Annotated in this window: 18 protein-coding genes, 1 tRNA gene and 1 other RNA gene; 4 read left to right on the top strand and 16 right to left on the bottom strand. The window is 59.8% G+C overall.

Going from position 1 to position 23,163, the window contains the following annotated elements:
• Positions 1-218 precede the first annotated feature (218 nt).
• From bilS to tadA, 6 genes are all read right to left on the bottom strand, one after another.
• The gene (gene bilS, locus ACTQWD_RS04450; protein WP_441540797.1) at positions 219-770 is read right to left on the bottom strand and encodes a flavodoxin family protein BilS; all 552 of its coding nucleotides are present in this window, start codon (positions 768-770) and stop codon (positions 219-221) included.
• 111 nt (positions 771-881) lie between these two features.
• Positions 882-2,741: an ABC transporter ATP-binding protein gene (locus ACTQWD_RS04445; RefSeq protein WP_441540796.1), complete on the bottom strand. Its 1,860-nt coding sequence runs from the start codon at positions 2,739-2,741 to the stop codon at positions 882-884.
• A complete protein-coding gene (locus ACTQWD_RS04440; RefSeq protein ID WP_441559362.1) occupies positions 2,742-4,625 on the bottom strand; it encodes an ABC transporter ATP-binding protein in 1,884 nt (627 codons plus the stop codon).
• A 501-nt stretch (positions 4,626-5,126) separates the two neighbouring features.
• Positions 5,127-5,222, bottom strand: an RNA gene (ffs, locus tag ACTQWD_RS04435) — signal recognition particle sRNA small type.
• A gap of 206 nt (positions 5,223-5,428) precedes the next feature.
• Positions 5,429-7,060 (bottom strand): vWA domain-containing protein, encoded by a 1,632-nt coding sequence (locus ACTQWD_RS04430; RefSeq protein ID WP_441559361.1) that lies wholly within the window; start codon positions 7,058-7,060, stop codon positions 5,429-5,431.
• A 251-nt stretch (positions 7,061-7,311) separates the two neighbouring features.
• Positions 7,312-9,093: a tRNA adenosine(34) deaminase TadA gene (tadA, locus tag ACTQWD_RS04425; protein WP_441559360.1), complete on the bottom strand. Its 1,782-nt coding sequence runs from the start codon at positions 9,091-9,093 to the stop codon at positions 7,312-7,314.
• 51 nt (positions 9,094-9,144) lie between these two features.
• On the opposite strand from tadA, the gene ACTQWD_RS04420 reads away from it, so the two are divergent.
• Positions 9,145-9,234, top strand: a tRNA-Ser gene (locus ACTQWD_RS04420).
• Positions 9,235-9,236: 2 nt separating this feature from the next.
• Here ACTQWD_RS04420 and ACTQWD_RS04415 read toward each other — a convergent pair.
• The gene (locus ACTQWD_RS04415) at positions 9,237-9,821 is read right to left on the bottom strand and encodes a TetR/AcrR family transcriptional regulator (protein WP_427727644.1); all 585 of its coding nucleotides are present in this window, start codon (positions 9,819-9,821) and stop codon (positions 9,237-9,239) included.
• Positions 9,822-10,032: 211 nt separating this feature from the next.
• On the opposite strand from ACTQWD_RS04415, the gene ACTQWD_RS04410 reads away from it, so the two are divergent.
• Entirely contained in the window at positions 10,033-10,584 is a 552-nt protein-coding gene (locus tag ACTQWD_RS04410; RefSeq protein ID WP_427719860.1) for a LemA family protein, read from the top strand.
• Between the two features lie 549 nt (positions 10,585-11,133).
• Here the strand turns inward: ACTQWD_RS04410 and ACTQWD_RS04405 are convergent.
• Both ACTQWD_RS04405 and ACTQWD_RS04400 read right to left on the bottom strand, forming a co-directional pair.
• The gene (locus tag ACTQWD_RS04405; protein WP_154517834.1) at positions 11,134-12,186 is read right to left on the bottom strand and encodes a branched-chain amino acid aminotransferase; all 1,053 of its coding nucleotides are present in this window, start codon (positions 12,184-12,186) and stop codon (positions 11,134-11,136) included.
• A gap of 299 nt (positions 12,187-12,485) precedes the next feature.
• Complete coding sequence (locus tag ACTQWD_RS04400; protein ID WP_441559359.1) at positions 12,486-13,124, bottom strand: VTT domain-containing protein; 639 nt, start codon at positions 13,122-13,124, stop codon at positions 12,486-12,488.
• A gap of 223 nt (positions 13,125-13,347) precedes the next feature.
• Between ACTQWD_RS04400 and cysE the strand changes: the two genes are divergently transcribed.
• Positions 13,348-14,052 carry a serine O-acetyltransferase gene (cysE, locus tag ACTQWD_RS04395; protein ID WP_441559358.1) on the top strand — a complete coding sequence of 235 codons (705 nt, stop codon included), beginning with the start codon at positions 13,348-13,350 and terminating at the stop codon, positions 14,050-14,052.
• Positions 14,053-14,160: 108 nt separating this feature from the next.
• On the opposite strand, the gene ACTQWD_RS04390 is transcribed toward cysE, so the two are convergent.
• From ACTQWD_RS04390 to ACTQWD_RS04375, 4 genes are all read right to left on the bottom strand, one after another.
• Positions 14,161-16,176 carry an ABC transporter ATP-binding protein gene (locus ACTQWD_RS04390; protein ID WP_441555007.1) on the bottom strand — a complete coding sequence of 672 codons (2,016 nt, stop codon included), beginning with the start codon at positions 16,174-16,176 and terminating at the stop codon, positions 14,161-14,163.
• A 1-nt stretch (position 16,177) separates the two neighbouring features.
• Positions 16,178-17,902, bottom strand: a complete 1,725-nt coding sequence (locus tag ACTQWD_RS04385) for an ABC transporter ATP-binding protein (RefSeq protein WP_441559371.1) — start codon at positions 17,900-17,902, stop codon at positions 16,178-16,180.
• On the bottom strand, positions 17,902-18,390 hold the full coding sequence (locus ACTQWD_RS04380) for a MarR family winged helix-turn-helix transcriptional regulator (protein WP_441054518.1): 489 nt from the start codon (positions 18,388-18,390) through the stop codon (positions 17,902-17,904). Before ACTQWD_RS04380 ends, ACTQWD_RS04385 begins: the two co-directional genes overlap by 1 nt.
• 181 nt (positions 18,391-18,571) lie before the next feature.
• Positions 18,572-18,862: a CDP-alcohol phosphatidyltransferase gene (locus tag ACTQWD_RS04375; protein ID WP_441555005.1), complete on the bottom strand. Its 291-nt coding sequence runs from the start codon at positions 18,860-18,862 to the stop codon at positions 18,572-18,574.
• A gap of 291 nt (positions 18,863-19,153) precedes the next feature.
• On the opposite strand from ACTQWD_RS04375, the gene ACTQWD_RS04370 reads away from it, so the two are divergent.
• Complete coding sequence (locus ACTQWD_RS04370; protein WP_441559357.1) at positions 19,154-19,675, top strand: nitroreductase family protein; 522 nt, start codon at positions 19,154-19,156, stop codon at positions 19,673-19,675.
• A 239-nt stretch (positions 19,676-19,914) separates the two neighbouring features.
• On the opposite strand, the gene ACTQWD_RS04365 is transcribed toward ACTQWD_RS04370, so the two are convergent.
• The 3 genes from ACTQWD_RS04365 to ACTQWD_RS04355 form a co-directional block, all read right to left on the bottom strand.
• Positions 19,915-20,490, bottom strand: a complete 576-nt coding sequence (locus tag ACTQWD_RS04365) for a hypothetical protein (protein ID WP_441559356.1) — start codon at positions 20,488-20,490, stop codon at positions 19,915-19,917.
• Between the two features lie 83 nt (positions 20,491-20,573).
• The gene (locus ACTQWD_RS04360; protein WP_441559355.1) at positions 20,574-21,791 is read right to left on the bottom strand and encodes a helix-turn-helix domain-containing protein; all 1,218 of its coding nucleotides are present in this window, start codon (positions 21,789-21,791) and stop codon (positions 20,574-20,576) included.
• A 266-nt stretch (positions 21,792-22,057) separates the two neighbouring features.
• Positions 22,058-23,092 (bottom strand): YeiH family protein, encoded by a 1,035-nt coding sequence (locus tag ACTQWD_RS04355; RefSeq protein ID WP_441559354.1) that lies wholly within the window; start codon positions 23,090-23,092, stop codon positions 22,058-22,060.
• Positions 23,093-23,163: the final 71 nt, after the last annotated feature.

Here is a 23,163-nt window from a genome sequence, read left to right as displayed (position 1 = left end):
CTTTCCGAAACCCCGCCCATCTGGAAAGCCCGTCCCACGCTCAATACATCCAGCGAACGCATGCGAGCGTGTCGTCCAGGACGGGCTCGTCATCGGGGTGATGGAAAATGTCATCCCAAACGCTTGCCACGGTTGCGTCCGCGAGTGTCAAGAAAAAAGCCTCGAGAATTTCGAGGCTTACGCTTCTGTATTATTTCGCACGCACGACGGCGATAGACCTACTCGCCCAGCACGGCCTTCTTGGCGGCTGCCGCTATGTTGTCCAGATCTTCCTTGGTCGGATGGTCCTTCGCGGCAACCCAGTTGTCGAGTAGCATCTTAGCGCGGGCGTTGTCGGGATCTTGCTCGAGCATGGCCTCGTAGCGCTGCTTGACCGCAGGGCCCATCTTGCCCTGGCACATCGCCCAGCCTACAAGCTCGGCATCATTGGCCAAATTGGAGGTCACGCGATCGATAATCTGCTGATAATAGCTCTGGTCGGCGCCAAAACCGCAGGTGCCAAACAGGAAGACGCGCTTGCCGTGCAAGGTGGAGAGCAACGCCGCGACCGAAGGCGTGCACGCGCCCTTGTCACACCAAAAACCGACGAGCACCGTGTCGGCCGCGCAGGCGCCCTGCGCCTCGAGCGCAACCTGATCTGCATCCGCATCGTCGCTCAACGCCGCGGCATGGACAAACTCAACACCCGCAGCCTGCAGAGCGCGCTTGATCGCACCCGAAACCATCCTGGTATTGCCGCTCTTGCTGTTAACCACCAAAGAGCACGTCATAGTCACGCTGCCTCGTTTCCCCCAAAACTAAAGCCACTAATGCAATTTATTAGATGAATATCTTAATACCAACGTGACAGATGTAAACCACCTGCCGCTAATCGGTGGCCCCTACTGGGCAAACTGGCTGCGGTAAAGATCGGCATAGAAGCCGTCTGCCGCCAGCAGCTCGTCGTGTGTGCCGCGCTCGATAATCTCGCCGTCGCGCATCACCAGAATGCAGTCGGCGTTGCGAATGGTGCTCAGGCGGTGCGCCACCACAAAGCTTGTGCGACCGGCCATGAGCTCGTCGAATGCCGCCTGCACCTGCAGCTCGGTGCGGGTATCGATGCTCGAGGTCGCCTCGTCCAGCAGCAAGATCGCCGGGTCGGTGAGCATGACGCGCGCGATGCACAGCAGCTGTTTTTGACCCTGGCTAAACGTGCCGCCGTCCTCGCCAATCACCGTGTCGTAGCCCTGCGGCAGCTGCACGATAAACTTGTGCGCATGCGCGCGCTTGGCAGCTTCGATAACCTGCTCGCGCGTGGCATCGGGACAGCCGTAGGCGATGTTATCTGCCACCGTGCCCTCGAACAGCCACGTATCCTGCAACACCATGCCAAAGGCACGGCGCAAGCTTGCGCGCGTGTATTCACGCGAGGAACGGCCATCGACCGCAATGCGGCCGGCATCGATATCATAAAAACGCAGCAGCAAATTGATGAGCGTTGTCTTGCCACAGCCCGTAGGGCCGACCAGGGCAAAGCGCATGCCGGGCTTGGCCTCGATGCAGATATCCTGCAGCAGCTTGCGGTCGGACACGTAGCTAAAGTCCACATGCTCAAAGGCGACCTCGCCCTGCGGTGCGGCAAGCTCTACAGCGTCCGACGCGTCGGGCTCCTGCTCGCGCGCATCGAGCAGCGCAAACATGCGGCGCGCCGAGGCATACGCCGCCTGGATCTGCGTAATAACGTTGGTGACCTCGTTGAACGGCTTGGTGTACTGGTTAGCATAGGACAGGAAAATCTGCACGCCGCCCACCGTAAGCGCCGCCGGCACGCCCGTGATCACGCCCACGCAGCCGATCACAGCGACCACGGCATAGATGATGTTATTGATAAAGCGCGTGCCGGGGTTGGAGAGCGAACCCATAAACTGTGCACGCTCACCTGCCGTATAGAGCTCGGCGTTGAGCGCGTCAAAGCGCGCTTGGGCGTTCGGGCCGTAGGCAAACGCATCAACCAGCTTTTGCTCGCCCACATACTCCTCGATATGACCACCGAGCTGCCCTTGAATGCGCTGCTGTGCCGTAAAGCTCTTGTTGGAAAGCCTGGCGATGGCGCCGGCTGCAAAAATGGAAAGCGGCGTGACGAGCACCACCACGAGCGTCATGGTCAGGTTGATGGAAAGCATAAACGCGAGCGTGCCCACGATGGTGATAACGCCGGTGAAAAGCTGGGTAAAGCCCTGCAGCAGGCCATCGCCCACCTGATCGACATCGTTAACCACGCGGCTCATGAGGTCGCCGTGGGCGTGGCTGTCGATAAAGCTGAGCGGCATGCGGCTGAGCTTGTCGCTCGCCTCCACGCGCATGTCGCGCACCGTCTCGTAGGACAGGCGGTTTACGCAGTAGCCCTGCAGCCACTGAAAGGCCGCGGCCCCCACCACGACGAGCGCGAGTCTGGTAACGAGCGGCAGCAGCGCATCGAAGTCCACCTGCCCGGCGGCGACAATCAGGTCGATGCCCTCGCCGACGAGGATGGGCGTGTAGAGCTGCAAGATCACCGAAGCGGCGGCACTCACAAACGACGCTACAAACGAAATGCGGTGCGGACGAACATAGCCCAGCAGGCGGCGAGTTACCGCGCCCACGGGATAGCGCTCGGGATCGCCGGGCTGGCGCGGACCGTCGCCCAGGTCGTTGAGGTTATCGTTGCCGGACACGTTGGCCGTCATCGTGGCGACCGAACCGGAGGATGTGTAGGGATTCATTTAGCAGCCCTCCTTTGCGCAGACGGATGCGGGGGCGGTCGGGGCGCCTGGGACGGGCGCGGGGCTTGGAGCGGGCGTGGGCGCCGTACTCCTCTGCTGACCCTCGAGCTCCTCGCGGCGAAGCTGCGACTGGCAAATCTCTCGGTAGAGCTGGCAGCTTGCATACAGCTCATCGTGCGTGCCCAGGCCCGCGACCGAGCCGTGGTCGAGTACGCAAATCACGTCGACGTCGCGCACGGTCGAGACGCGCTGGCTCACGATGATGGTCGTCAGCGGCAGCCCGCCCTCGGCGGCACCGCGCATGCTGCGCTCGCGGATGGCGTGGCGAAGCGTCGCATCGGTCTTAAAGTCGAGCGCCGAGGCGGAGTCATCCATGATCAGGATCTGCGGAGAGCCCACCAGGGCACGTGCGATGGTCAGGCGCTGGCGCTGGCCACCGCTAAAGTTCTTGCCGCCCGCCTCGACCGGGGCGTCGAGCCCCTGCGGCTTGTTGCGCACAAACTCGCTGGCCTGCGCCATATCGAGCGCCGCCCAAAGCTCCTCGTCGGTTGCCGCCTCGTCGCGCCAGGTCAAGTTGCTGCGGATAGTGCCGCTCACCAGCGATGCACGTTGCGGAACGGTCGCAACCACACGGCGCAGCTGGTCGAGCGGCCAGGTGCGCACGTCGGCGCCCATCACGCTCACGCTGCCGGTGCTCGCATCGTACAGGCGTGGGATAAGCGAGACGAGTGTGGACTTTCCGCTACCCGTGCCACCGATAATGCCGAGCGTTTTGCCCAGCGGCAGTTCCAGGGTCACATCGTTGACGGCGTTGGCAGCGCCGGCGCCAAACGAAAAGCTCGCATGGTCAAAGCTCAGTGCGGGAACCGGAACAGCGCCACCCGCCAGTTCGCTCGGCTTGGGCAGCGCGACCGGCTGATTGCCCTCGTCGGTGATGCTCGGCTCACAATTGAGCACCTCGTTGATGCGCGACGCGCTGGCGCTCGCCTTGGTAAAGACCACGACCAGGTTGGCGACGTACACGATGGAGGTGAGCGTCTGCGTCATGTAGTTGACGAACGCCATGACCTGGCCCTGCGTAAGCTCACCCACGTTGACCTGGATGCCGCCCACCCACAGGATGGCGCACACGCCCAGGTTCATCATCAAAAACGTGACGGGGTTAAGGATTGATGAGAGCTTGCCCACCGCGATGGCAACATGCGCCTGCTCATCGGCGGCTAGGGCAAAACGCTCGCGCTCGTGGTCTTCGCGCACAAACGCGCGGACCACGCGGGCACCCGAAAGCCCCTCGCGGCAGACAAGCGCGATGCGGTCGAGCTTTGCCTGCAGCTGCTTGTAGTACGGAATGCAGCGCGCCATGACAAACCAAAACACCAAGCCGATGGCAGGCGTGCAGATCAAGAAAATCACACCGAGCTTAAGGTCGATGGCAAGGGCCGCGCACATGGAGCCCACCGCCAAAAAGGGCCAGCGGATGAGCATGCGCACGCCCAGCGCCACGGCAAGCTGCACCTGGTTGACGTCGTTGGTGATGCGCGTGATGAGCGACGGCGTGCCAAAGCGGTCGAGCTCGGCATAGCTCAGCTTATTGATGTGCTGGTAGAGTGCGCCGCGAATGTCGGTGCCCATGCCCTGCGAGGTGAGCGCCGCCATCTTTTGGCAGACGAGCGTAAACGAGATGCCGATCACAGCCATGGCGGCGAGCACCATACCGTAGTGGACGACGGCGTTGACATCGCGTGCGCCAATACCCTTATCGATCATCTGGGCAATCACGAGCGGCGTAAGTAGGTCAAAAATCACTTCGATCAACTTACACGCAGGGCCAATCACCATATACCGGCGAAACTTACCACCAAAACGCCTGAGCAGCTCAATCATAAAAAGGCGCTCCCCATCATCATCTCTCTTCAATCTGATTCATGATAGTACGGCGAGCCCTGGAGATGCGTAAGCAACTCGTTACAGATGTAAGGGCGACGGTCACTAGCGCCCAAGGCATGTAGCAGCCGATGTTTTGGCAACGCCAGCGAGCGCCGCAAGACACGGGATTGAGTTGTTCAGATAAATGCGCCCTCTACGGGTGATTTTTGGACGAAGTGGTCCCGGTGCCGGCGGGCTGTTTGGTAGTCGAGCGATCCCGCAGGCAAAGCCGAGGACCAGCGAGACACCAAATACCCCATCACCTCTTGGACCGCGTTACCATCGATGTTTTGCCAAAGCCAGCGAGCGTCACCCAGAGCGAACAAGTTGGCATGAAAAAGGCAAGGCATAGACCTTCTGGTCATGCCTTGCCTTTTGAATGACAAATTGTCGCTCTGGGTGACGCGCAGCGTCGAGCATTGCGCGGTTTGGTAAAGCCGCGCAAAAAGAAAGCCCGTGCGCTCGATGGATTCGGATGCCCGACAGAGGCTCCTTATGGCTGCTTCCTTCCGGACCTGACCAGATTCGGAACATATCGTCATCCGAACCCATCGAACGCGCTAGGCGCTCGATATATATTACCTGCTCCCGTCTAGCAGAGCAAGATGCCCCGCGGTTAAAGGGAAAACCACATGAGTGCACGGCGGCAAAAAGGCGCGGTCGCAAGTATGCGACCGCGCCCCATCAGTTGCTTCGCAGAGAGCACTCAAGCGTTGCGTAAGCGCTGGGAAGCGAAACGTCGTTCGACGTCAACGCCGTTACTAATTACGGCGCTTGAGGATAATGCCGGCAACGCAAACGGCTGCACCGGCTACGACCAGCCCAATGACGGGCAGAATTGAGAAGGTATCACCCGTCATCGGCATAGCGCCCTTCTCGCCCTTCGTCGTCTTGACGGGCTTCTTATCGCTCGGCTTCGTGGGTTTAACCTCGGGCTCGGGCTTAGGCTCGGGAGCAGCAACCGTGTAGGTAACCGTCGGAACCGGGAACTCATACGCATCGCCAGGCATGCCGTTGCCGTCAACGGGATGCAGAGTCGCGCTCTCGTTGACCTTAAGAGTATGGGTGCCGGCCTCGGTGGGCTTATTCACCAATACCTCGCTGTACGTAAGGACAACCGGTTTAGCGGGCACCGCGGCCTCGTTGAGAGTGAAGACGAGCTTCTCGTTCTCCCCTGCCGTGTACTTGAGGGTGAAGCGATAGGTGCCGTCCGCACGCTTGCCAAAGCCATAGGTGGTCTCGTCGATCTTCTCGGGCGCAAGGTCCTCGCCCGCAACATTCAGGCTGATCTTACTGGCATCGTTCACAAAGTCAAAGTTGTTGCCAATAAGGTCCTCGACAGTCGAGTCGGCAGCGATCTTGTCCACGAGCTTGGCCTTGAGCTTATTGAAGTCGGTGTCGAGCTGGCCGTTGTTGGAATTCCTGGTGAGGTACTGCAGGAATACCTGGCCATCTTTAAAGTCGGAGATGTTCTTGTAGTAGACGTTCATGTCGTAGCCGGCCTTGGCCATCGACTGGAACGTGTCGTCCGTGCTCCAGAACGCGACGTCGATGTTGCACGGCGCGTTCACGTCGACGGGGATGGGGTTCGTGGTGCCGTTATTGGCGGCGGCGTCGGTGTACTCGTAGTCGTACTGGGCCCAGTTCTTGTCAGAGTTCTCATACTGGTCGCGATAGTACTTAAGATACTCGCCGAGCTTCTCGGGGCTCTTCATGGCCTGCGAGAAAATGAAGTTAGAGCCGTCGGAGAACTTCTTCCAGTCGTTCTTGAGATTGTACTCGCGAGACTGCCACTCCCAGATACCGCCCATTTTGTTCGATCCATAGGGGTATGCAGCGTGGGTCTCTGGATTCGTCTGCTTGGTTGGATCGCCAAACGACCTCGTATACGGTTTGGTGTAATCGCCGTTCTTGCAGTAAAGGTAGGTTGCACCGTCACTAATAAGGATCACGTGCTTGTTCTCGGCCTTAACGGCGGTATCCGCGTCGAGGATGCTCTTTGCGGCAAGAAGGCCGGCGTGCATGTTGGTGCCCGAATGCAGGCTCGAGTTCATTGCGTCCAGGATGTCATCATACCCCGTGACGACGTCCGTCAGCGGCTGCTGGATGTTACCGACCTTGTTGAAGAGGACTACGCCGACCTTGATATCCAGGCCGTCTGCCTTGGCCTTCTGGCTGATCTGGCCCAGGAAGTCCTTCGCCTGGTTGTAGATGTCCATCTGCGCTGAGGCGCCGGACTTGTCGAGCACAAACACAACGTCGGACGGCTCGGCCTCGCGCTTGCCCGGGAACGAGAGGGTGACCTTGGTCTCCAGGTTCTCGTCAAGCTCGGTCGCCGTCTTCTGATTCTGCTCTAACGTGGACGATTGCCCGGAGCCCCCCCCCCACGGCATCGTCTGCGAATGACATAGTCGCCGGAGTGGCCATGCCTAACGTCAGCGCCAACACCGCGCCAACCGTAACCGCGCGCTTAAGCGTATTTCCCAATCTGTGCATCCTAGCCCCTTTCATATAATTTCCGTTTGCAGACAGGTGCATACGACACCAGTGATACAGCAATAGTATAGACCGTAAAATGCCAACGTAATTAACATATATTTACAAATAACGAGCTGGACAGGCAAATCAGATTGGATATTTATATCTATATGCGACCAAGATCGTATGCTCGGACAGCCCCCTCGCCTGCGCACGCCAAATTGGCTACAGCCTCCTGCATGCTAAGCGCTTCCTCAAGGCTCATGGGCTTGCGGCAGACCGGCAGAACCAGATCGACACCCTGCCCATACACCGCATCCAGGTTGTCGGCACGACCGCCCACGACGGCGACCACCGGCTTGCCATATCGCTTCGCACGACGGGCCACACCCACCGGCGCCTTACCGGCGGCAGACTGCTCATCCATGTTGCCCTCGCCTGTAATGACCAGGTCGACATCGCGCACGCGCTCGTCAAACCCCACGAGGTCGAGCACGGTTTCCACACCCGAGCGCAACTCGGCGCCGAGCGCCAACAGTGCGGCACCCAGACCGCCGGCGGCACCAGCGCCGGGCACGCCGAGCACCGAGCCAAATGTCCGTGCACCCTCGGGCACACGCAATAGCCCCTGCTCACGCGCCTCGACAATCGCCGCATCGAGCAGGCGACCATAGCCGACCATCCAACTGTCGTACTCGTAGAGCGCCTCGGCGTCATCCGTCGGCAGGCCCTTCTGCCCGCCAAACACCGCCAGGGCGCCCCGGCGTCCCACGAGCGGGTTCTCGACATCGGAAAGCACCACGATACGAGCGCCGTTCAGCGCCCGAAGCGCTGGCGCCAAATCGATACTCGCCACGTGTTCAAGGCCCGCAAGACCGGGGGCGATATTGCAGCCCTGATCATCGACCACACGCGCGCCCAACGCCTGCAGCATGCCGGCACCACCGTCGTTGGTGGCGCTGCCGCCCAAGCCAATATAGATCGTCTTTGCACCCGCACGAACCGCGCGAAGCATGAGCTCACCCACACCATAGGCTGTGGCCGCCAACGCCGCCGACTCCGTGCAAGGCGAATACCCAATGCCCGCCGCCTCAGCCATCTCAATTACAGCCGACTCGTGCTCGCCGTCTACCAGCATCCGGGCAGACACGCGGTCGTCCAAGGGGGCTGCAACCTCGCAGGTCACAAGCTCGCCACCGCAGGCGGCAACGGCGTCGAGCGTTCCCTCGCCACCATCTGCCAGCGGCAAAGCGCTCAGCTCGGCATCGGGCCACACCTGGCACACGCCTTCGGCAACGGCCGCCTCCGCCTGCGCGCTCGAAACGCTTCCCTTAAAGGAATCGATCGCCAACAGCACACGGCGGGGCCGGCGCTGCACAGGACCAAAGTTGAGCGTCTCGTCGGCGAGATTCCCAACACCCGCAAGTGCCTCGGCATGGACGGCATGCGCATCAAGGCTTAGACCGCAGCCGCACGCGGCGCCATCCACACCGCGCAAACCGGCAAAATAGCCGCTCAACACCTCACGACACTCGTCTGCCAGCACGCCGGCGGTCACATTAAACCGATGGTTCAGGCGCGAATCGGCATTGAGGTCATACAGCGAGCCCACCGCGCCCGCTTTGGCATCGGCCGCGCCATACACGCAACGCCCCACGCGCGCGTTAACCATAAGCCCCGCACACATGCAGCAGGGTTCGAGCGTCACGTAGACTGTACAATCGGAAAGGCGCCAACGCCCAAGCGTCTGAGCGGCGGCGCACAGGGCCAAAAACTCGGCATGTGCCGAAGGGTCCTGGTCGAGCTCACGGCGATTATGCGCCCTCGCGACAATCTCGCCCGCACGCACCACCACAGCACCAATCGGCACCTCGCCCACTGTCGCAGCGGCGCGCGCCTCCGCCAGCGCCTCGCGCATGAACTTCTCGTCGATTTCGGTGATCGTCATCGTTCGCCTTCCCTGTTGCAAATTCAAAACGATGCTATCATTACGACTCACGGAGAGATGGCAGAGCGGTTGAATGCGGCGGTCTTGAAAACCGTTGAGCGCGAGAGCGTTCCGGGGGTTCGAATCCCCCTCTCTCCGCCACCTTAGTGATTCACCGGCGTCATGGTGCGCTCAAACAGCGCATCGACCACGTCGGCCATCTCGGGTCGACGCTCAAGATCGTGGCCCGATTCCCACCAATTTGTGAACACTCGAATAATGCCACCGGCGATAAATTCCGATGTCGTCTCGAGCGAAACGGGCGCCAGGGCGTCTTCGGCAAGCGAGCTCATCACGCGCTCACGGATGGAATGCGCGATGCGGTCGCAAATCATGCCGGTCAGCATGCCCGACATGCTGCTCGCCAAAAGGTTATCCATGAGCTGCTCATGCGCCAGTACCATATTCATGGCATCGTCAAAGACCTCATGGCGAAGCGCCCGTACATCCACAAGCGGCTCCGCGTCCGCTGCGTCGGTCTGGTTTTGGGGCAAGCCCGTCATAAGCTCATCGATATAGAAGGCAAAATAATCGTTTTTATCGCGAAAATGCTTATAGAACGTCGTGCGGCGAATCAGGGCCCGGTCGCAAAGCATGGCAACCGTCAAATCCTCAAACCGATGCTCTTCCAAAAGCTCGGTAAAGGCGTCGAACAGGGCACGATAGGTTTTCTTGATGCGAAGGTCCATCCGTATCACCATCCTCAAGGCGTAGACAGCATTCCGTAATTTGTCGCATATCTTACACCTGTACCACCCGTTCGATATTGGCGCCCCCTCCCTGGTTGAAACAAAACGCTTACCGGAAAGTTCGGCACCGCCAAAGGTTGCGGGTATACTAGATACGTTATACCAACAACGGCCGGCGCAAAACGCCGCTGCCATTCGAAACGGAGACATCATGCTTCCCGTCATCATCGGTATCGTTGTTGTCGTTGTGATCGTCTGCGCCATCGCTGGCATCTACAACAACATGGTTACCAAGCGCAATCGTATCGATAACGCCTGGCAGAACATCGACACGCAGTTGCAGCGCCGCAACGACCTGATCCCCAACCTGGTCGAGACCGTCAAGGGCTACGCCAAGCACGAGCAGGACACGCTCGCCGCCGTGATCAACGCGCGCAACACCGCCGTAAGCGCCACCACCCCCGAGGCCAAAATGGAAGCCGACAACGTGCTGACCGGTGCACTGCGCCAGCTCTTTGCCGTGGCCGAGGCCTACCCCGACCTTAAGGCGAACACCAACTTTATGCAGCTCCAGGCTACGCTCGAGGACACCGAGAACAAGGTGAGCTACGCGCGCCAGAGCTACAACGACTGCGTGCTCAGCTACAACAACGCCATCCAGACGTTCCCGGCTGTTATCTTTGCCGGCATCTTCCAGTTTAAGGAGCGCCAGGGCTTCGAGGCCGCCGAAGCTGCCCGCCAGGCACCGACCGTCAAGTTCTAACAGATCCGCAGCGTATCCTTAATCGGGTATATGCATAAACCGTCCCGTCGAATGCATACTTCGGCGGGACGGTTGCTTTTTGCCCACAGGTACCCCAGAGGGCGGCGTGCAAATTTTGGAGTTTTCAGCATCCTGGAGCCCAAAGGAACAGGAGTGGGCCCACAAAACCGCGTTGAAAACCCTGATTCTGAGCCCTCAGCACCTCAGGGAGCACTCATTTTCTACAGGATGCGGCTCACGGCGCCTGACTTTCGCCCAAAATCCCGTATGCATGCGCACCCGGCTGCTGAAAACTCCCAAAAATGTACGCCCCGTCCCACCCCAGGCGAGCGGCAACCGGAAAACCGCGCACGCACCTCTTCCTGGTGCGCGGTTTTCCTACAGAACTGCGCGGGGTCACTAGGGCCAAGCTCCTTATGGAGCCCACACCCAGGCGCACTCCGCAGGACGAAAGAACCTCCGCCGCACGAAGTGCGCAGCGGAGGTTCTTTCATGCCCGAGGACGCGCCGGAAAGGAAGGTCGCCCTCGGGCCGGACAGCTAAGACAGCTTACGCGACGGTGTAAACCCAGTTGTGCTTATCCTCGACAGCACCAGACTGAATACCAGTCAGGGTCTCGCGAAGTTTCTTCATAACAGGGCCGATCTCGGTGCAGCCAGCCGGGAAGGTCACGGTCTCGTCGGCACCATAAACCTTGTTGTCAATCTCGCCGACCGGGGAGATAACAGCAGCGGTGCCGCACAGACCGCACTCGACAAAGGTGCCGGCCTTGACCTCGGCCCACTCGACGGGACGCTGATCAACGGTCATGCCCAGGTCCTGAGCGACCTGAACGAGCGAGCGACGGGTGATGGAGGGCAGGATCGAGTCGGTGTGCGACTGCGGAACGACGAGGGTGCCGTCCTCTTTCACGAACAGGACGTTGGCGCCACCGGTCTCCTCGACATAGGTGCGAGACTCGGAGTCAAGATACAGGTTCTCGGCATAGCCCTCGCGATGGGCCTCCATCGTGGGCTTGAGAGACATGGCGTAGTTCAGGCCGGCCTTGATGTTGCCGGTGCCATGCGGGGCTGCACGGTCATACTCGGAAACGCGCAGCTTAACGGGCTTAAGGCCGCCCTTAAAGTACGGACCGACCGGAGTCACGAGAATGCGGAACGTGTACTCAGGAGCAGGAGCCACGCCAATCACGTCACCAGAGCCAATCATAAACGGACGCACGTACAGGGTCGCACCGGAGCCGAAAGGCGGAACCCAGGCAGCATTGGCAGAAACGACCTGCTTGACGGCCTCAACGAACTTGTCCTTGGGGAACGGCGGCATCTCGAGGCGCTGGGCAGAGTTATACATGCGCTCAGCGTTCATGTCGGGACGGAAGCAGACGATGCTGCCATCCGCGGCGGTGTAGGCCTTCAGGCCCTCAAAGACCTCCTGGCAGTAATGGAAGATGCCGCCGCACTCGGAGACATGCATGGTGTGATCGGTGGTCAGGCCGCCCTCGTCCCACTCGCCATCCTTCCAATGAGCCTCGTAGCTGTAATCGGTCTTCATGTAGCCAAAGCCGAGGCTACCCCAATCGATATCCTTCTTCTCGACAGTCATATGTCGCTCCTTACATACACAGTTGCATACTCGCGAACCCGCACGCAAGGACCGAGGCCGACCGTGTCGCAACGTCGCACGCCCGGAGCGTAGAGCCGGACGGGACACGCGGGCAACATCGAAGCCGATGGCACGTCGATTCGCATGGACGAGATTGTACTCCCCGCGCGCGTCGGATAAAACGCTTTTCTTTAACTAAGTAAAGTATTTTCATTTGACCGAAGCAAAAGAGGCCCGCCACCGTAAGCGGTGACGGGCCTCTTTGACACTATTATTCGCGCCGGCTCGAGTTAGGCGTTCTATTTGCCCAGCTTAGCCTTAACCAGGCCGACTACAGTCGGGATGATCGACACGGCTACGATGCCAATGATCAGCAACTCAAAGTGCTCCTGCACAAAGGGGATGCCGCCAAAGAAGTAGCCCAGCAGTGTAAAGACTGTCGACCAGGTAATGCCGCCCAGCACGTTGTAGATGACAAAGTTGCGCCAGTGCATACCGCCCATGCCGGCAATGAAGGGCACAAAGGTGCGGATAAACGGGAAGAAGCGGCCGAGGAAGATGGCCAGGTGACCCCACTTGTCCAAGAAGTCCTCGGACTTTTTGATACGCTCGGGCGTCATGGCCTTGACCTTGCCCGAAGCGATGATCTTTTTGCCAAAGAAGTGACCGATCATAAAGTTGCACTGGTCGCCCAGGATGGCAGCAGCCCATGCTACGGCCAGCAGGGCCACGATGTTAAAGCCACCGTTATGGGCAAAGAAGCCCGAAGCAAACAGCAGTGAATCGCCGGGAAGGAACGGGAAGAACACCACGCCTGTCTCAATGAAGATAATGAGGAACACGCAGCCGTAGGCCATAAGCGGGCCGGCGGCGATCCAGCTGGCAATCGCGGTGCGCGGGTCTTTGAGTAGCTCGGCGATAAAATTGATGAAACCCATGAAGTAAAACCTCTCAGTTGTGGGCGCGGATACGTCCAAGTTGACCAGTATACGGTTGCGGTGCCCCCTCGTGCGCAACCCCACAAAAGCATGACTCCATTACCAGCAAGTTTGCATAACTGACACCTGTCATGCAAAGCCGCCAAGATTATTCTTCCTAATCCCTAGCGAATCGCTATACTTTATTGAATCGCATTGCCATGGCGCTAAGGGAGGGCGGCCGGTGAGCTTTATCAATACCATTCGCGAGGACATCAAGACCGTCCAGGCGCAGGACCCCGCCGCGCAAAACGGTCTGGTCATCTTCCTTTCCTATCCTGGCCTGCACGCCAAGTGGAACCACGTGCCCGAGCACTGGCTGTGGGAGCACGGTCATCGCTCGCTCGCCCGTGTGCTCTCGCAAATCACCCGCCACATCACCGGGGTCGAGATTCACCCCGCTGCACAGATCGGCAAGCATTTCTTTATCGACCACGCCATGGGCGTCGTCATCGGCGAAACCACCATCGTGGGCGACAACTGCGTGCTCTACCAGGGCGTCACGCTCGGCGGTACCGGCAACGAGACCGGCAAGCGCCACCCCACCCTGGGCGACAACGTCACCGTGGGCACGGGCGCCAAGGTGCTCGGCAACATCCGCATCGGCAACAACGTCAAAATCGGCGGCAACTCCGTGGTAGTCAAGGACGTACCCGACAACTGCACCGTCGTGGGCGTGCCGGGACGCATCATCAAGCGCAACGGCTGCCGCGTGTTTGAGGAGACGTTTGACGCCAAGCAGCACCGTGAATACATGCCCGACGACGCGGCCGAGCAGTCCGCCCTCAACCGCCAGGGCATCACCGAGAACGCCCGCCGCGTTAAAGAGCTCGAGCAAGAGGTGGCCGAGCTCAAAGCCCTCGTTGCCAAACTTGTGGACGAACGCTAGACGCGGACGGCCAATGACAACATTCACGCCAACGCAAAGGCGCGCCAGGGAATCTATCCCCGGCGCGCCTTATTTCCGATGCGACAAGGGGGCCGTCCCCATGTCGCATTATGCGAACTGGCTCAGATAGAGGTCGGCGTAGGCGCCCTCGGCAGCCAGCAACTCCTTATGCGTGCCCTGCTCGATAATGTTGCCGTGATCCATGACCAAGATCAGGTCGGCATCCACGATCGTCGACAGGCGATGCGCGATCACAAAGCTGGTGCGCCCGCGCATAAGCGCATCCATAGCACGGCCGATGGCGAGCTCGGTACGCGTGTCCACGCTCGACGTCGCCTCGTCCAGGATGAGAATCGCCGGGTTGTTGAGCAGCACGCGTGCGATGGTCAGCAGTTGACGCTGCCCTTGGCTAATGCTCTCGGCATCGTTGGCCACCCGCGTGTCATAACCCTGCGGCATGGTGCGCACAAAGAAGTCGACCTGCGCGGCGCGCGCAGCCGCCACGATCTCGTCGCGCGTCGCCTCGGGACAGCCGTAGGCGATGTTTTCGGCAATCGTGCCATCGAATAGCCAGGCGTCCTGCAGCACCATGCCAAACTGCTGGCGCAGCTCGCCGCGGTCCATACAGCTCGTGTCCACGCCGTCGAGCGTAATGCGGCCGCCATCGATCTCGTAAAAACGCATGAGCAGGTTGATGAGCGTGGTCTTGCCTGCGCCCGTGGTTCCCACCACGGCGATCTTCTGGCCCGGCTCGGCGGTAAACGACACGTCACGCATAAGCGGCTTGTCGGGCGAATAACCAAAACGCACGTGCTCAAAGGAGACGCGGCCCTCAATGCGACCCGGCAGCCTGGCAGCCTCACCCGGCAGCGGATCGGCTTCCATCTCGGGCTCATCGAGCAGGTCGAACACGCGCTCCGCACTCGCCAGCGCGCTCTGCAGCGAGTTGAAAGTGAACGACAGCTGCGTCATGGGTTCGGACGCCCCGTAGATAAACTGGAAGAACGCCTGGAACACGCCGACGGTCATGTGGCCGGCGACCAGCATGCTGCAGCCCACCAGCGCGATCACGATCTGCGCCAAACGGCCGATAAAGCGAACCGCAGGGCCGACGGCATTGATCATAAAGTCGGCCTTGGTACTCACGCGCGCTAGCTCCCTCGAGGCCTCGTGCACCTCGGCAGAGCTCTGATGCTCGCGGTTGAATGCGCGAATCACCAAACGGCCCGAATAGCCTTCCTCGACCGCGCTCGTGATTTTGGACACCCACTCCTGACGCTCGCCCGTCACATCATGCGTTCGGCGCGAAACCACCTTGGTCACCAGCAGCGATACCGCCGTAAAGCCCAAAAAGACCAACGTGAGCTTGACGCTATAGACGAACATCATGATGATGGCACCCGTCACGGTACCGATCGATACCAGCAGCTGCAGCAATCCGCGCTGCATACTCTCGGACATCTTGTCCAAGTCATTGGTCGCACGGCTGACCACTTCGCCGGGGCGATGCGCGTCAAAGTAGGCGAGCGGCAGGCGACTGAGCTTCTGCGCGATGCGGTTGCGCAGACGCAGGTTGAGTCGCTCGGCGACGCTCGACATCAAAAAACTCTGCAGCGCATAGAACGATCCGGCGGCTGTCCAGATCAAAAAGTAGACAAAGATGGTCTTACCGCACTGATCCCAGGTGATGCTGAAGGTCGTTCCGCTGGCAAACGCCACCTGTATATGGCCCCACAGCTCGTCGATAACATGAGCGCTATATGCCGGCGCGGCGGTGTTAAAGATGACGTAGAACACAATGCTCGCGAATACAATATAGAAGCGCCAATGGTCGCCGGCGGCCTCGCTCCACAAGCGGCGCACCGTCGCCCAGGTATCCCGGGGCGTCTCGTCCTCTTCTTCGTCGTCCACGTCGCGCATACGCTCTGCCTCGGCACGGGCGCGCTCGTCCTCGGCACGCTCGTTTTCCTCGTACAGCGCCTGGCGACGAGCCTCGCGCTCGGCCGCGGCCCTGGCGGCGGCATCCAGCTCGGTCGACGCGGCAGACTGCTCGACCGCTTCCTCGGCCGCGTCCACAACGACGGCATCGATAGCGTCGCTGCGCCTCTTGAGCTCCTCGGTCATGCTACTCACCTCCCTTCATCTGCGATTCCGCGATGGCGCGGTACACCTCGCAGGTTTCCATAAGTTCCTCGTGCGCGCCCAGGCCCACGACCTCGCCATCCTTGAGCACGACAATCTGGTCGGCATGCAAAATCGTCGAGATGCGCTGCGCGATGATGAGCACCGCGGCGTCGCGCGTCTCGTCCTGCAGCGCATGGCGCAAGGCCGCATCGGTCTTAAAGTCCAGGGCCGAAAAACTGTCATCGAAGATATACAGATCGGCATGCTTCATGAGCGCACGGGCGATTGCCAGACGCTGGCGCTGGCCGCCCGAAAAGTTCGTACCGCCCTGGGCAACCGGAGTATCGAGCCCCTGCGGCTGATCGAGCACAAAGGTGCTCTGGGCAACCTGCAGCGCATGAAGCATGTCCGCCTCGGTCGCGTCCTCGTTGCCAAAGCGCAGATTGCTTGCCACGGTGCCCGAGAACAGCCACGCCTTCTGCGGCACATAGGCGATGCGCCCGCGAATCTCACCTTGCGAAAGCTCGCGCAGATCGACGCCGTCCAGGCGAATGACGCCCTTGGTGGCATCGTGGAAGCGCAGCAGAAGCTTTGCCACCGTCGACTTGCCCGAGCCCGTCGAGCCCACAATCGCGGTCGTCTGACCGCGACGACAGGCAAAGCTCAGGTCGCACAGGGTGTCCTTGTCGGCATCGTCAAAGCGAAACGACATGTGGTCGAACACGGCAACAGCATCCGCATCGTCCTCGGAGGCAGGCGTCCCGTCACCCAGTGTACGCTCGCCGTCCACGATGCTCGGCTCAATCTCCAACACCTGCTGCGCACGGTTCAGGCACGCGGCAGCACGCGGAAGCGTCAGCACCACCATCTGGGCCATCATCACAAAGAACAGGATCAGAATTGCATACTCAAGCACCGCCGAGATACTCGCAATCTGCATGGCATGGGCGCCCACCCGGTTACCGCCCACCCACAGCACCGCCACCTCGGCGATGTTGATCAAAAAGAAGGTGGAGCTGTCAAGGCCCACAAACAGGTGGTTGACCTTGATGGCGTTGGTCGCGTAATCGCTGAACACCTCGTCCAGGCGCTGTTCCTCACGACGCTCCTTGTTAAACGCACGGATGACGCGCACGCCCACGATGTTCTCGCGCAGCACCACGTTCATGCGGTCGATAAAACCCTGCAGTCGCATAAAAATCGGCGCCGCATTGGCAACCGTAAAGACCGCCGCAACCAGCACGATTGCAACCACGACGCCCAGAAGCATGCCCATGGCCGGATCGATGAGCCAAGCGAAGATGATGCCCGCCACAGCCAAGAACGGCACGGGCAGCACCAGCTGAATCGTCTGAAGGACAGCCTGTTGAATCACGTTGATGTCGTTGAGTGAGCGCGTGATCATCGATCCGGTGCCAAAGCGCTCAAAATCGCTGGCAGACAGCTCGAGTGATTTGTCGTAGACGGCATTGCGGATGTCGCAGGCCACGTTAGCCGCCAGACGCGCCGAAAGATAGCAGCCCAGCACCGTGCCGCCGCTAGCCATGCTCGTCGCGATAAACATGTATAGGCCGTTGCGTAAGATGTAGTCGACATCGCCCGTGGTAATACCGGTGTTGACCATGTTCGCCAGCATCGTGGGAACCAACAGCGTACCGACGTTATCCACCAGCAGCGTCAGCAGCGTCACTGCGACAAGCCCTCGATAGGGCTTCAAAAACCTCATTAACAGTCGCACGACTCACCCTCACCTTGATTCTCGGCAGCGATATGCTGCTTAAAGACATCGCACTCATCGCCGAGCGCATGGGAAAATTTTTCGATTAGGCGCATGATTTCGCGCTGTTCCCAGGGCTCGAGCACTTCGAAAGCCTGTTGCTCGGCTTCTTGCGCCGGCAGCGCATATTGCTCGGCAAACCGCATGCCCGCTTCGGTCAAACGCACAACCTTGTTCTTACGGCTGCCTTCGGCAAACTCCAACGTTGCGAAGCCCCGCGCCGTCAAGGTTTTAATTGCCGAGTTGATGGTCTGCTTGCTGTAGAACCATTCGCTTGTCAGACGGCTTACGGCAATACTGCCGCCCGCCGTGCTGGTATCGACAAGCATCCAGTAAGCGCAGTCCGAAAGGCCGCAGGCGCGCGAGAACTCCGAATAGATATGGTCGAGTCCATTGAGCAACCGGTCGAAGTCGACCGGCGTAACCGCACTATTCATCTATCCCACCATTCGATTGTCCGATTTTTGACCAATTTCGTGTCTCTAGATTAGTCCGAGTTTTGACTATCGTCAACAGGCTCTCCGCGAATGCTTGCACTTTTATGGCCTATCGGCAGAAAAAGACCGCCGGCGCGGGGGCGGCGCCAGCGGTCACGTGAAAATCGGGTTTTATTGCCTGTTAAGCGGTGACAGCCTCGTAGACCGTAGCGCCCGAGAAGCTATCGTGCAGGCTTTTGCCGCAGATCCAAGGCAGCTCGACGACCTCGCAGACCGTGTTGACCAGCTCGGAGCAGTCAGTAAAGTGGCCCTTGTCGTTGAGGGCCTCGCAATCCTGAACACGCCAATAGCCATCGGTGTGCGTGATGTAGTACTCGTGATCGTCAATCGTCACAAAAGCGCGCGTCTTGGAACGCAGCAGCTTCAGAAATCCTTCGAAATCGGTCTCGACGACATCTCCAGCCTGGAACATGATAGTTACCTCCTGGCCCAGCGCACCACGGCGCGTTGATAAACGTTGGTACTCCTTTAGTAAAACCTTTATCAGAGGTTATGCGTTCGTCATTTAGGCAAGTGGTAAAAACCGCAGGGCAGACGGGATAAAACGTTTAACCATCCCATTGGTTTGTCACATTTTGAAGGTACTTTTATGCAAACCCACTTTCCCAATTGGAATCTATCCTTTTGCCGGGCAATTGACCGTCTATCGTTGAGCCCGACGGGTATGAACGGGGCATCTGCAACGCCACCGCAAGGAGACACCATGGAGACTATCGAAGCGCTCATTCACCGCCGCAGCTGCCGCAAATACAGCGATCGTCCCGTCGAGGCCAAAAAGCTTGCACGTATTATCGAAGCCGGCCAATATGCACCGAGCGGCATGGGCCGCCAGCCGGTGACGTTTGTCGCCGTCACCGACCCCGCGACCGTCGAGCGTCTCTCACAGCTCAACGCCCAGGTCATGGGCAGCAACAGCGATCCCTTCTATGGCGCCAAGACCGTTGTGGTGGTGCTGGTTGACCGCAGCGTGCCCACACATCTGGAAGACGGCTCACTCGCCATGGGCAACTTGCTCAACGCCGCCTATGCACTGGGTGTCGATTCGTGCTGGATTCACCGCGCGCATGAGGTCTTTGACTCGCCCGAGGGCCTGGAGCTGCTGGCCAGCTGGGGCCTGCCCGCCGACGGCAGCCTGCGCGGTGTCGGTAACTGCATTCTGGGCTATGCCGATGACACGCTACCCGAGGCAAAGCCGCGCCGCGACAACGTGGTGTACGTTAGGTAATTTGTTCTGCCGTTCTACCGAACGGCGGACCTGCTGACGCTGCGCGAGCCGCATTCACGCCAATTTGACGTTCAATTTCGAGGGCGCGACCAGAAGGTCAACGCCCTCTCATTTCACGTCACCTTGGCGCAAATGCGGCCCGCTCGCTGTTGGCGACTGACATCGAATGAGCTGCTGATGGCATTCGACACTTGGGCAGCTAAAAGGCCCCGTCCCAAATTTGCTACCCCACTCGCAACTTATCTTGCCGATGGATTTGTCGTCGTTTCATTCGTTCGAGTCGCTTTGGCGCCATCGCCTTGTTCGCCCTCGTCCTTTTGCGCATCGGCGATGGTGGAGGCCGCCGCAACGATACCGCGCTGGGGCGCGACGCCCGTCTGGTCTTGTGCACCCTCAACAAGCTCCGTGCCAACATGTGCAAGTTCGGGCGATTTGAACATCACGTCCAGGCTCGCACCGCCGCCGGCGTAGCCAAGCGCAGCGAGTGCGATGACAATCACTGCAACGACGACCGCAATCGGAACATAACGATGCCAACCAGCCGGATTGAGCCCGCTGCGGCGAGCCGCCCCGCGGCTAATGTAGCCAAGTGTGCCATCGTGCCTGAGCTTTGAGCCCACCACGCGCCTTCGTCCCCACAACGAGGACTCGGCCTGCATGGCCAAGCGGGCGCTTGCCGAAGGATAGCCATATTTAGTGCGCTTGAACGAGCCATCAAACCCCGAGGCGCTTTTGCCCCACGTCCGCGAAGTCGTACGTCGGTTGACCGGCGCCGCAGTTCGTTTCGCTTGGTTCGTTTTTGAAGTCTCCGCCATACTCCCCCGCACGCCGTAACACAGTCGAAACAATACTGCTTTGGACTGTATCACACGCGCCGTGCGCGGTCACGGCACCTTGCTCAGTGGTCGTTGTCCTTCAGCAGACGCCATAAGGTCGTGCGACTTATACCGAGTACCTCTGCCGCACGCGTCCGGTTGCCGTGAAGGTGCTGCAGGACCAACCGAGCGATATCGCACTCGGTATCGGCCAGAGGGCGTAGGATATACAAATCGCTTTCGAGCGTTGGGGCACCAAAGGTCGCGGTCTTGATAACGTCCTCCTGGGCGAGCACCTCCTCCGCCACGGCACGCTCGGCTGTACCCGTCCTCACTAATATATAAAGTCGTTCCGAAACCTCACGAAGCTGTAGATAGTTACGGGGCCATCGATAGGCATCGAGTGTCTTTGCCGACGCGGACGACAAGGCGGGTGTTGCCGTCTCAAACATATCTGCCAGATACTCCAGATAACGCGCAACCTTTTCCGACGCGCCGCCCTGCTCGGCAATCGCCGGCGCCACACTCACTGCACAGGCCAGACGCTCGGTTACAAAAGCAGCCTGATCGCTTTCGCCGCCTCCTGGCATGTCGTTTGCCGTCAACACCACATGGCAACGAGTTGCGAGCGCCGTGTCGATCATTGCGGACACGAGCTCGCGCAGGCGTTGGGGGCCAACAGCATGCCAGCCGCCCATGCAAAGTGTCAGCCCCGTTTGGAATAGCGGCGATTCAGAACTTTTGAGCAGATGGCGCCAACCGCGATCCGTAAGCTCATCGAGCGCAACGGACACAAAGGGCTGGTCGGCATAGGGTCCATCCAGGTACAGGCGTTTTGCAATCTGATCCTGTCCCGCGCCCAGCTCGCCCTCGAGCATAAGGGGCACTCCGCGCGCATAGCTCTCCCGTACGGGGGCAGCGACCGCTGCCGCGTCTTCGACGATGCCGTACGCGCTCGATTCGTAGCGGGCCTCAACTTCGTCGGCGTTGAGCCACTCGATGCCCGCATGCGCCGCAGCGGCGCGCACCTCGCGGACCACGATGACCCAAAGGCCCCCGCCCTCTTTGTCGGTGGGGCGAACGGTCAGGCTCAGGCGCGTACCCGCACGCCCCATAACCAGACGCGCGCCGTCTCCTATGCGATCGAGGCGCTCAGCGACAAAAGCCGCCACATCCCGCTCAAGCGCCGCGTCATTCATGGTCGAGATCGCGACGTCCCCACGCGCATCGATTGCCAATGCCGAGGCCCCGGCAGCAGCTAGGGCATCGGTCAAGATGTTCAGCTTGGCATCGCTATCCATGATTTGCCCCTGTCCGCGGCGACGTGCAACCGCCGACGGTCGCACGACCGAGTGTTTCAAAATTGAACGATATTGCTCACCAAACACTATAGGGCAGAAAGCGCCGTCCTGCGAGTATAGGTGTTGCCCCGCATCGCCATCCTGGCGGGGCGATAAGAGCTCTTCGGGATCTATTAACCTGCGGACAAGCCATACCCGCAAGAGCTCCTATCGCTCCACCGCGAGGATGCTGCCACCAGCAACCAGCACGTAAATGGGCTACTTCTCTACCAGATTCCCAGCACGTGCTGCATTCCCAAACCCATGCACGCAATGCCAATCCAGCAGCAAAAGCCCAATGCGATGGGCTTGCCGCCTTTTTTGGCCAGCTCGACGATATCGGTATTAAAGCCAATAGCCGCCATGGCCATCACGATAAAGAACTTCGACAGCTCCTTGATGGGCGCCGTAACGGACGCGGGAAGCTGAAACACTGTGGTGACCACACTCGCCAGCACAAAGAACAGCACAAACATGGGAAACGCGCGCTTAAGGGAGAACGTGCTTTTGGCGTCGCCGCCGGCCTTGCGCGCCAGATGCATCTGCCAGCATGCGAGGACCAACGTGATGGGAATAATAGCCAGCGTCCTGGTGAGCTTGACTACCGTAGCGCTCTCGAGCACATTGGCGCCGGGATGCATACTGTCCCAGGCGCTCGCCGCAGCCGTTACAGACGAGGTGTCGTTGATAGCGGTACCGGCAAACAGGCCAAAGCCCTCGTTGGTCAGCCCAAGCATGCCTCCAAGCGTTGGAAACACGAGCGCCGCGATAACGTTAAACAGGAAGATGACCGAAATAGCCTGGGCAATCTCGCGATCGTCGGCATCGATGACGGGCGCGGTCGCGGCGATGGCGGAACCGCCGCAAATCGACGAACCCACACCCACAAGCGTCGCGATCTTGCCCGGCACGTTCATAACGCGGCAGAGCACAAAGGCGATGATGAGCGAGGTCAAGATAGTAGCCACGATAATCGGCAACGACTGGGCGCCTTTGGACAGAATCTGCGAGAGGTTCATGCCAAAGCCAAGCAGGATAACCGCGTACTGCAAGACTTTTTTAGACGTATAGGTGACGCCGGCGGCGAGCTGTTCGCGACGATTCTTGGGAAAGACAAGCGCCAGAACCATGCCAAAGAGGATGGCAAATACCGGCCCACCGACCACCTCAATCTGTTTGCCGAGCAACGACGCAGGGATGGCGATGATCAGGCAGAACAAGACACCCTTCCAGCGCTCGCGTACGATATTTACCAGTTGCATATGGGATTCCTTCTTTCTATTTCACATTTGCGACGGCTTATGATACGGCAACATTGAGCACAGCCATGCGC

Origin of the sequence: Collinsella sp. LCP19S3_B6 (assembly GCF_052121815.1) — a bacterium.
Lineage (GTDB): Bacteria > Actinomycetota > Coriobacteriia > Coriobacteriales > Coriobacteriaceae > Collinsella.
This window is presented reverse-complemented; position numbering and strand designations above follow the sequence as displayed.

Bases quoted from the DNA above. Each gene is read 5' to 3' on its own strand.
- bilS (WP_441540797.1), bottom strand. From the start codon at position 770: ATGACGTGCTCTTTGGTGGTTAACAGCAAGAGCGGCAATACCAGGATG.
- ACTQWD_RS04445 (WP_441540796.1), bottom strand. From the start codon at position 2,741: ATGAATCCCTACACATCCTCCGGTTCGGTCGCCACGATGACGGCCAAC.
- ACTQWD_RS04440 (WP_441559362.1), bottom strand. From the start codon at position 4,625: ATGATTGAGCTGCTCAGGCGTTTTGGTGGTAAGTTTCGCCGGTATATG.
- ACTQWD_RS04430 (WP_441559361.1), bottom strand. From the start codon at position 7,060: ATGCCGTGGGGGGGGGGCTCCGGGCAATCGTCCACGTTAGAGCAGAAT.
- tadA (WP_441559360.1), bottom strand. From the start codon at position 9,093: ATGACGATCACCGAAATCGACGAGAAGTTCATGCGCGAGGCGCTGGCG.
- ACTQWD_RS04415 (WP_427727644.1), bottom strand. From the start codon at position 9,821: ATGGACCTTCGCATCAAGAAAACCTATCGTGCCCTGTTCGACGCCTTT.
- ACTQWD_RS04410 (WP_427719860.1), top strand. From the start codon at position 10,033: ATGCTTCCCGTCATCATCGGTATCGTTGTTGTCGTTGTGATCGTCTGC.
- ACTQWD_RS04405 (WP_154517834.1), bottom strand. From the start codon at position 12,186: ATGACTGTCGAGAAGAAGGATATCGATTGGGGTAGCCTCGGCTTTGGC.
- ACTQWD_RS04400 (WP_441559359.1), bottom strand. From the start codon at position 13,124: ATGGGTTTCATCAATTTTATCGCCGAGCTACTCAAAGACCCGCGCACC.
- ACTQWD_RS04390 (WP_441555007.1), bottom strand. From the start codon at position 16,176: ATGACCGAGGAGCTCAAGAGGCGCAGCGACGCTATCGATGCCGTCGTT.
- ACTQWD_RS04385 (WP_441559371.1), bottom strand. From the start codon at position 17,902: ATGAGGTTTTTGAAGCCCTATCGAGGGCTTGTCGCAGTGACGCTGCTG.
- ACTQWD_RS04380 (WP_441054518.1), bottom strand. From the start codon at position 18,390: ATGAATAGTGCGGTTACGCCGGTCGACTTCGACCGGTTGCTCAATGGA.
- ACTQWD_RS04375 (WP_441555005.1), bottom strand. From the start codon at position 18,862: ATGTTCCAGGCTGGAGATGTCGTCGAGACCGATTTCGAAGGATTTCTG.
- ACTQWD_RS04370 (WP_441559357.1), top strand. From the start codon at position 19,154: ATGGAGACTATCGAAGCGCTCATTCACCGCCGCAGCTGCCGCAAATAC.
- ACTQWD_RS04365 (WP_441559356.1), bottom strand. From the start codon at position 20,490: ATGGCGGAGACTTCAAAAACGAACCAAGCGAAACGAACTGCGGCGCCG.
- ACTQWD_RS04360 (WP_441559355.1), bottom strand. From the start codon at position 21,791: ATGGATAGCGATGCCAAGCTGAACATCTTGACCGATGCCCTAGCTGCT.
- ACTQWD_RS04355 (WP_441559354.1), bottom strand. From the start codon at position 23,092: ATGCAACTGGTAAATATCGTACGCGAGCGCTGGAAGGGTGTCTTGTTC.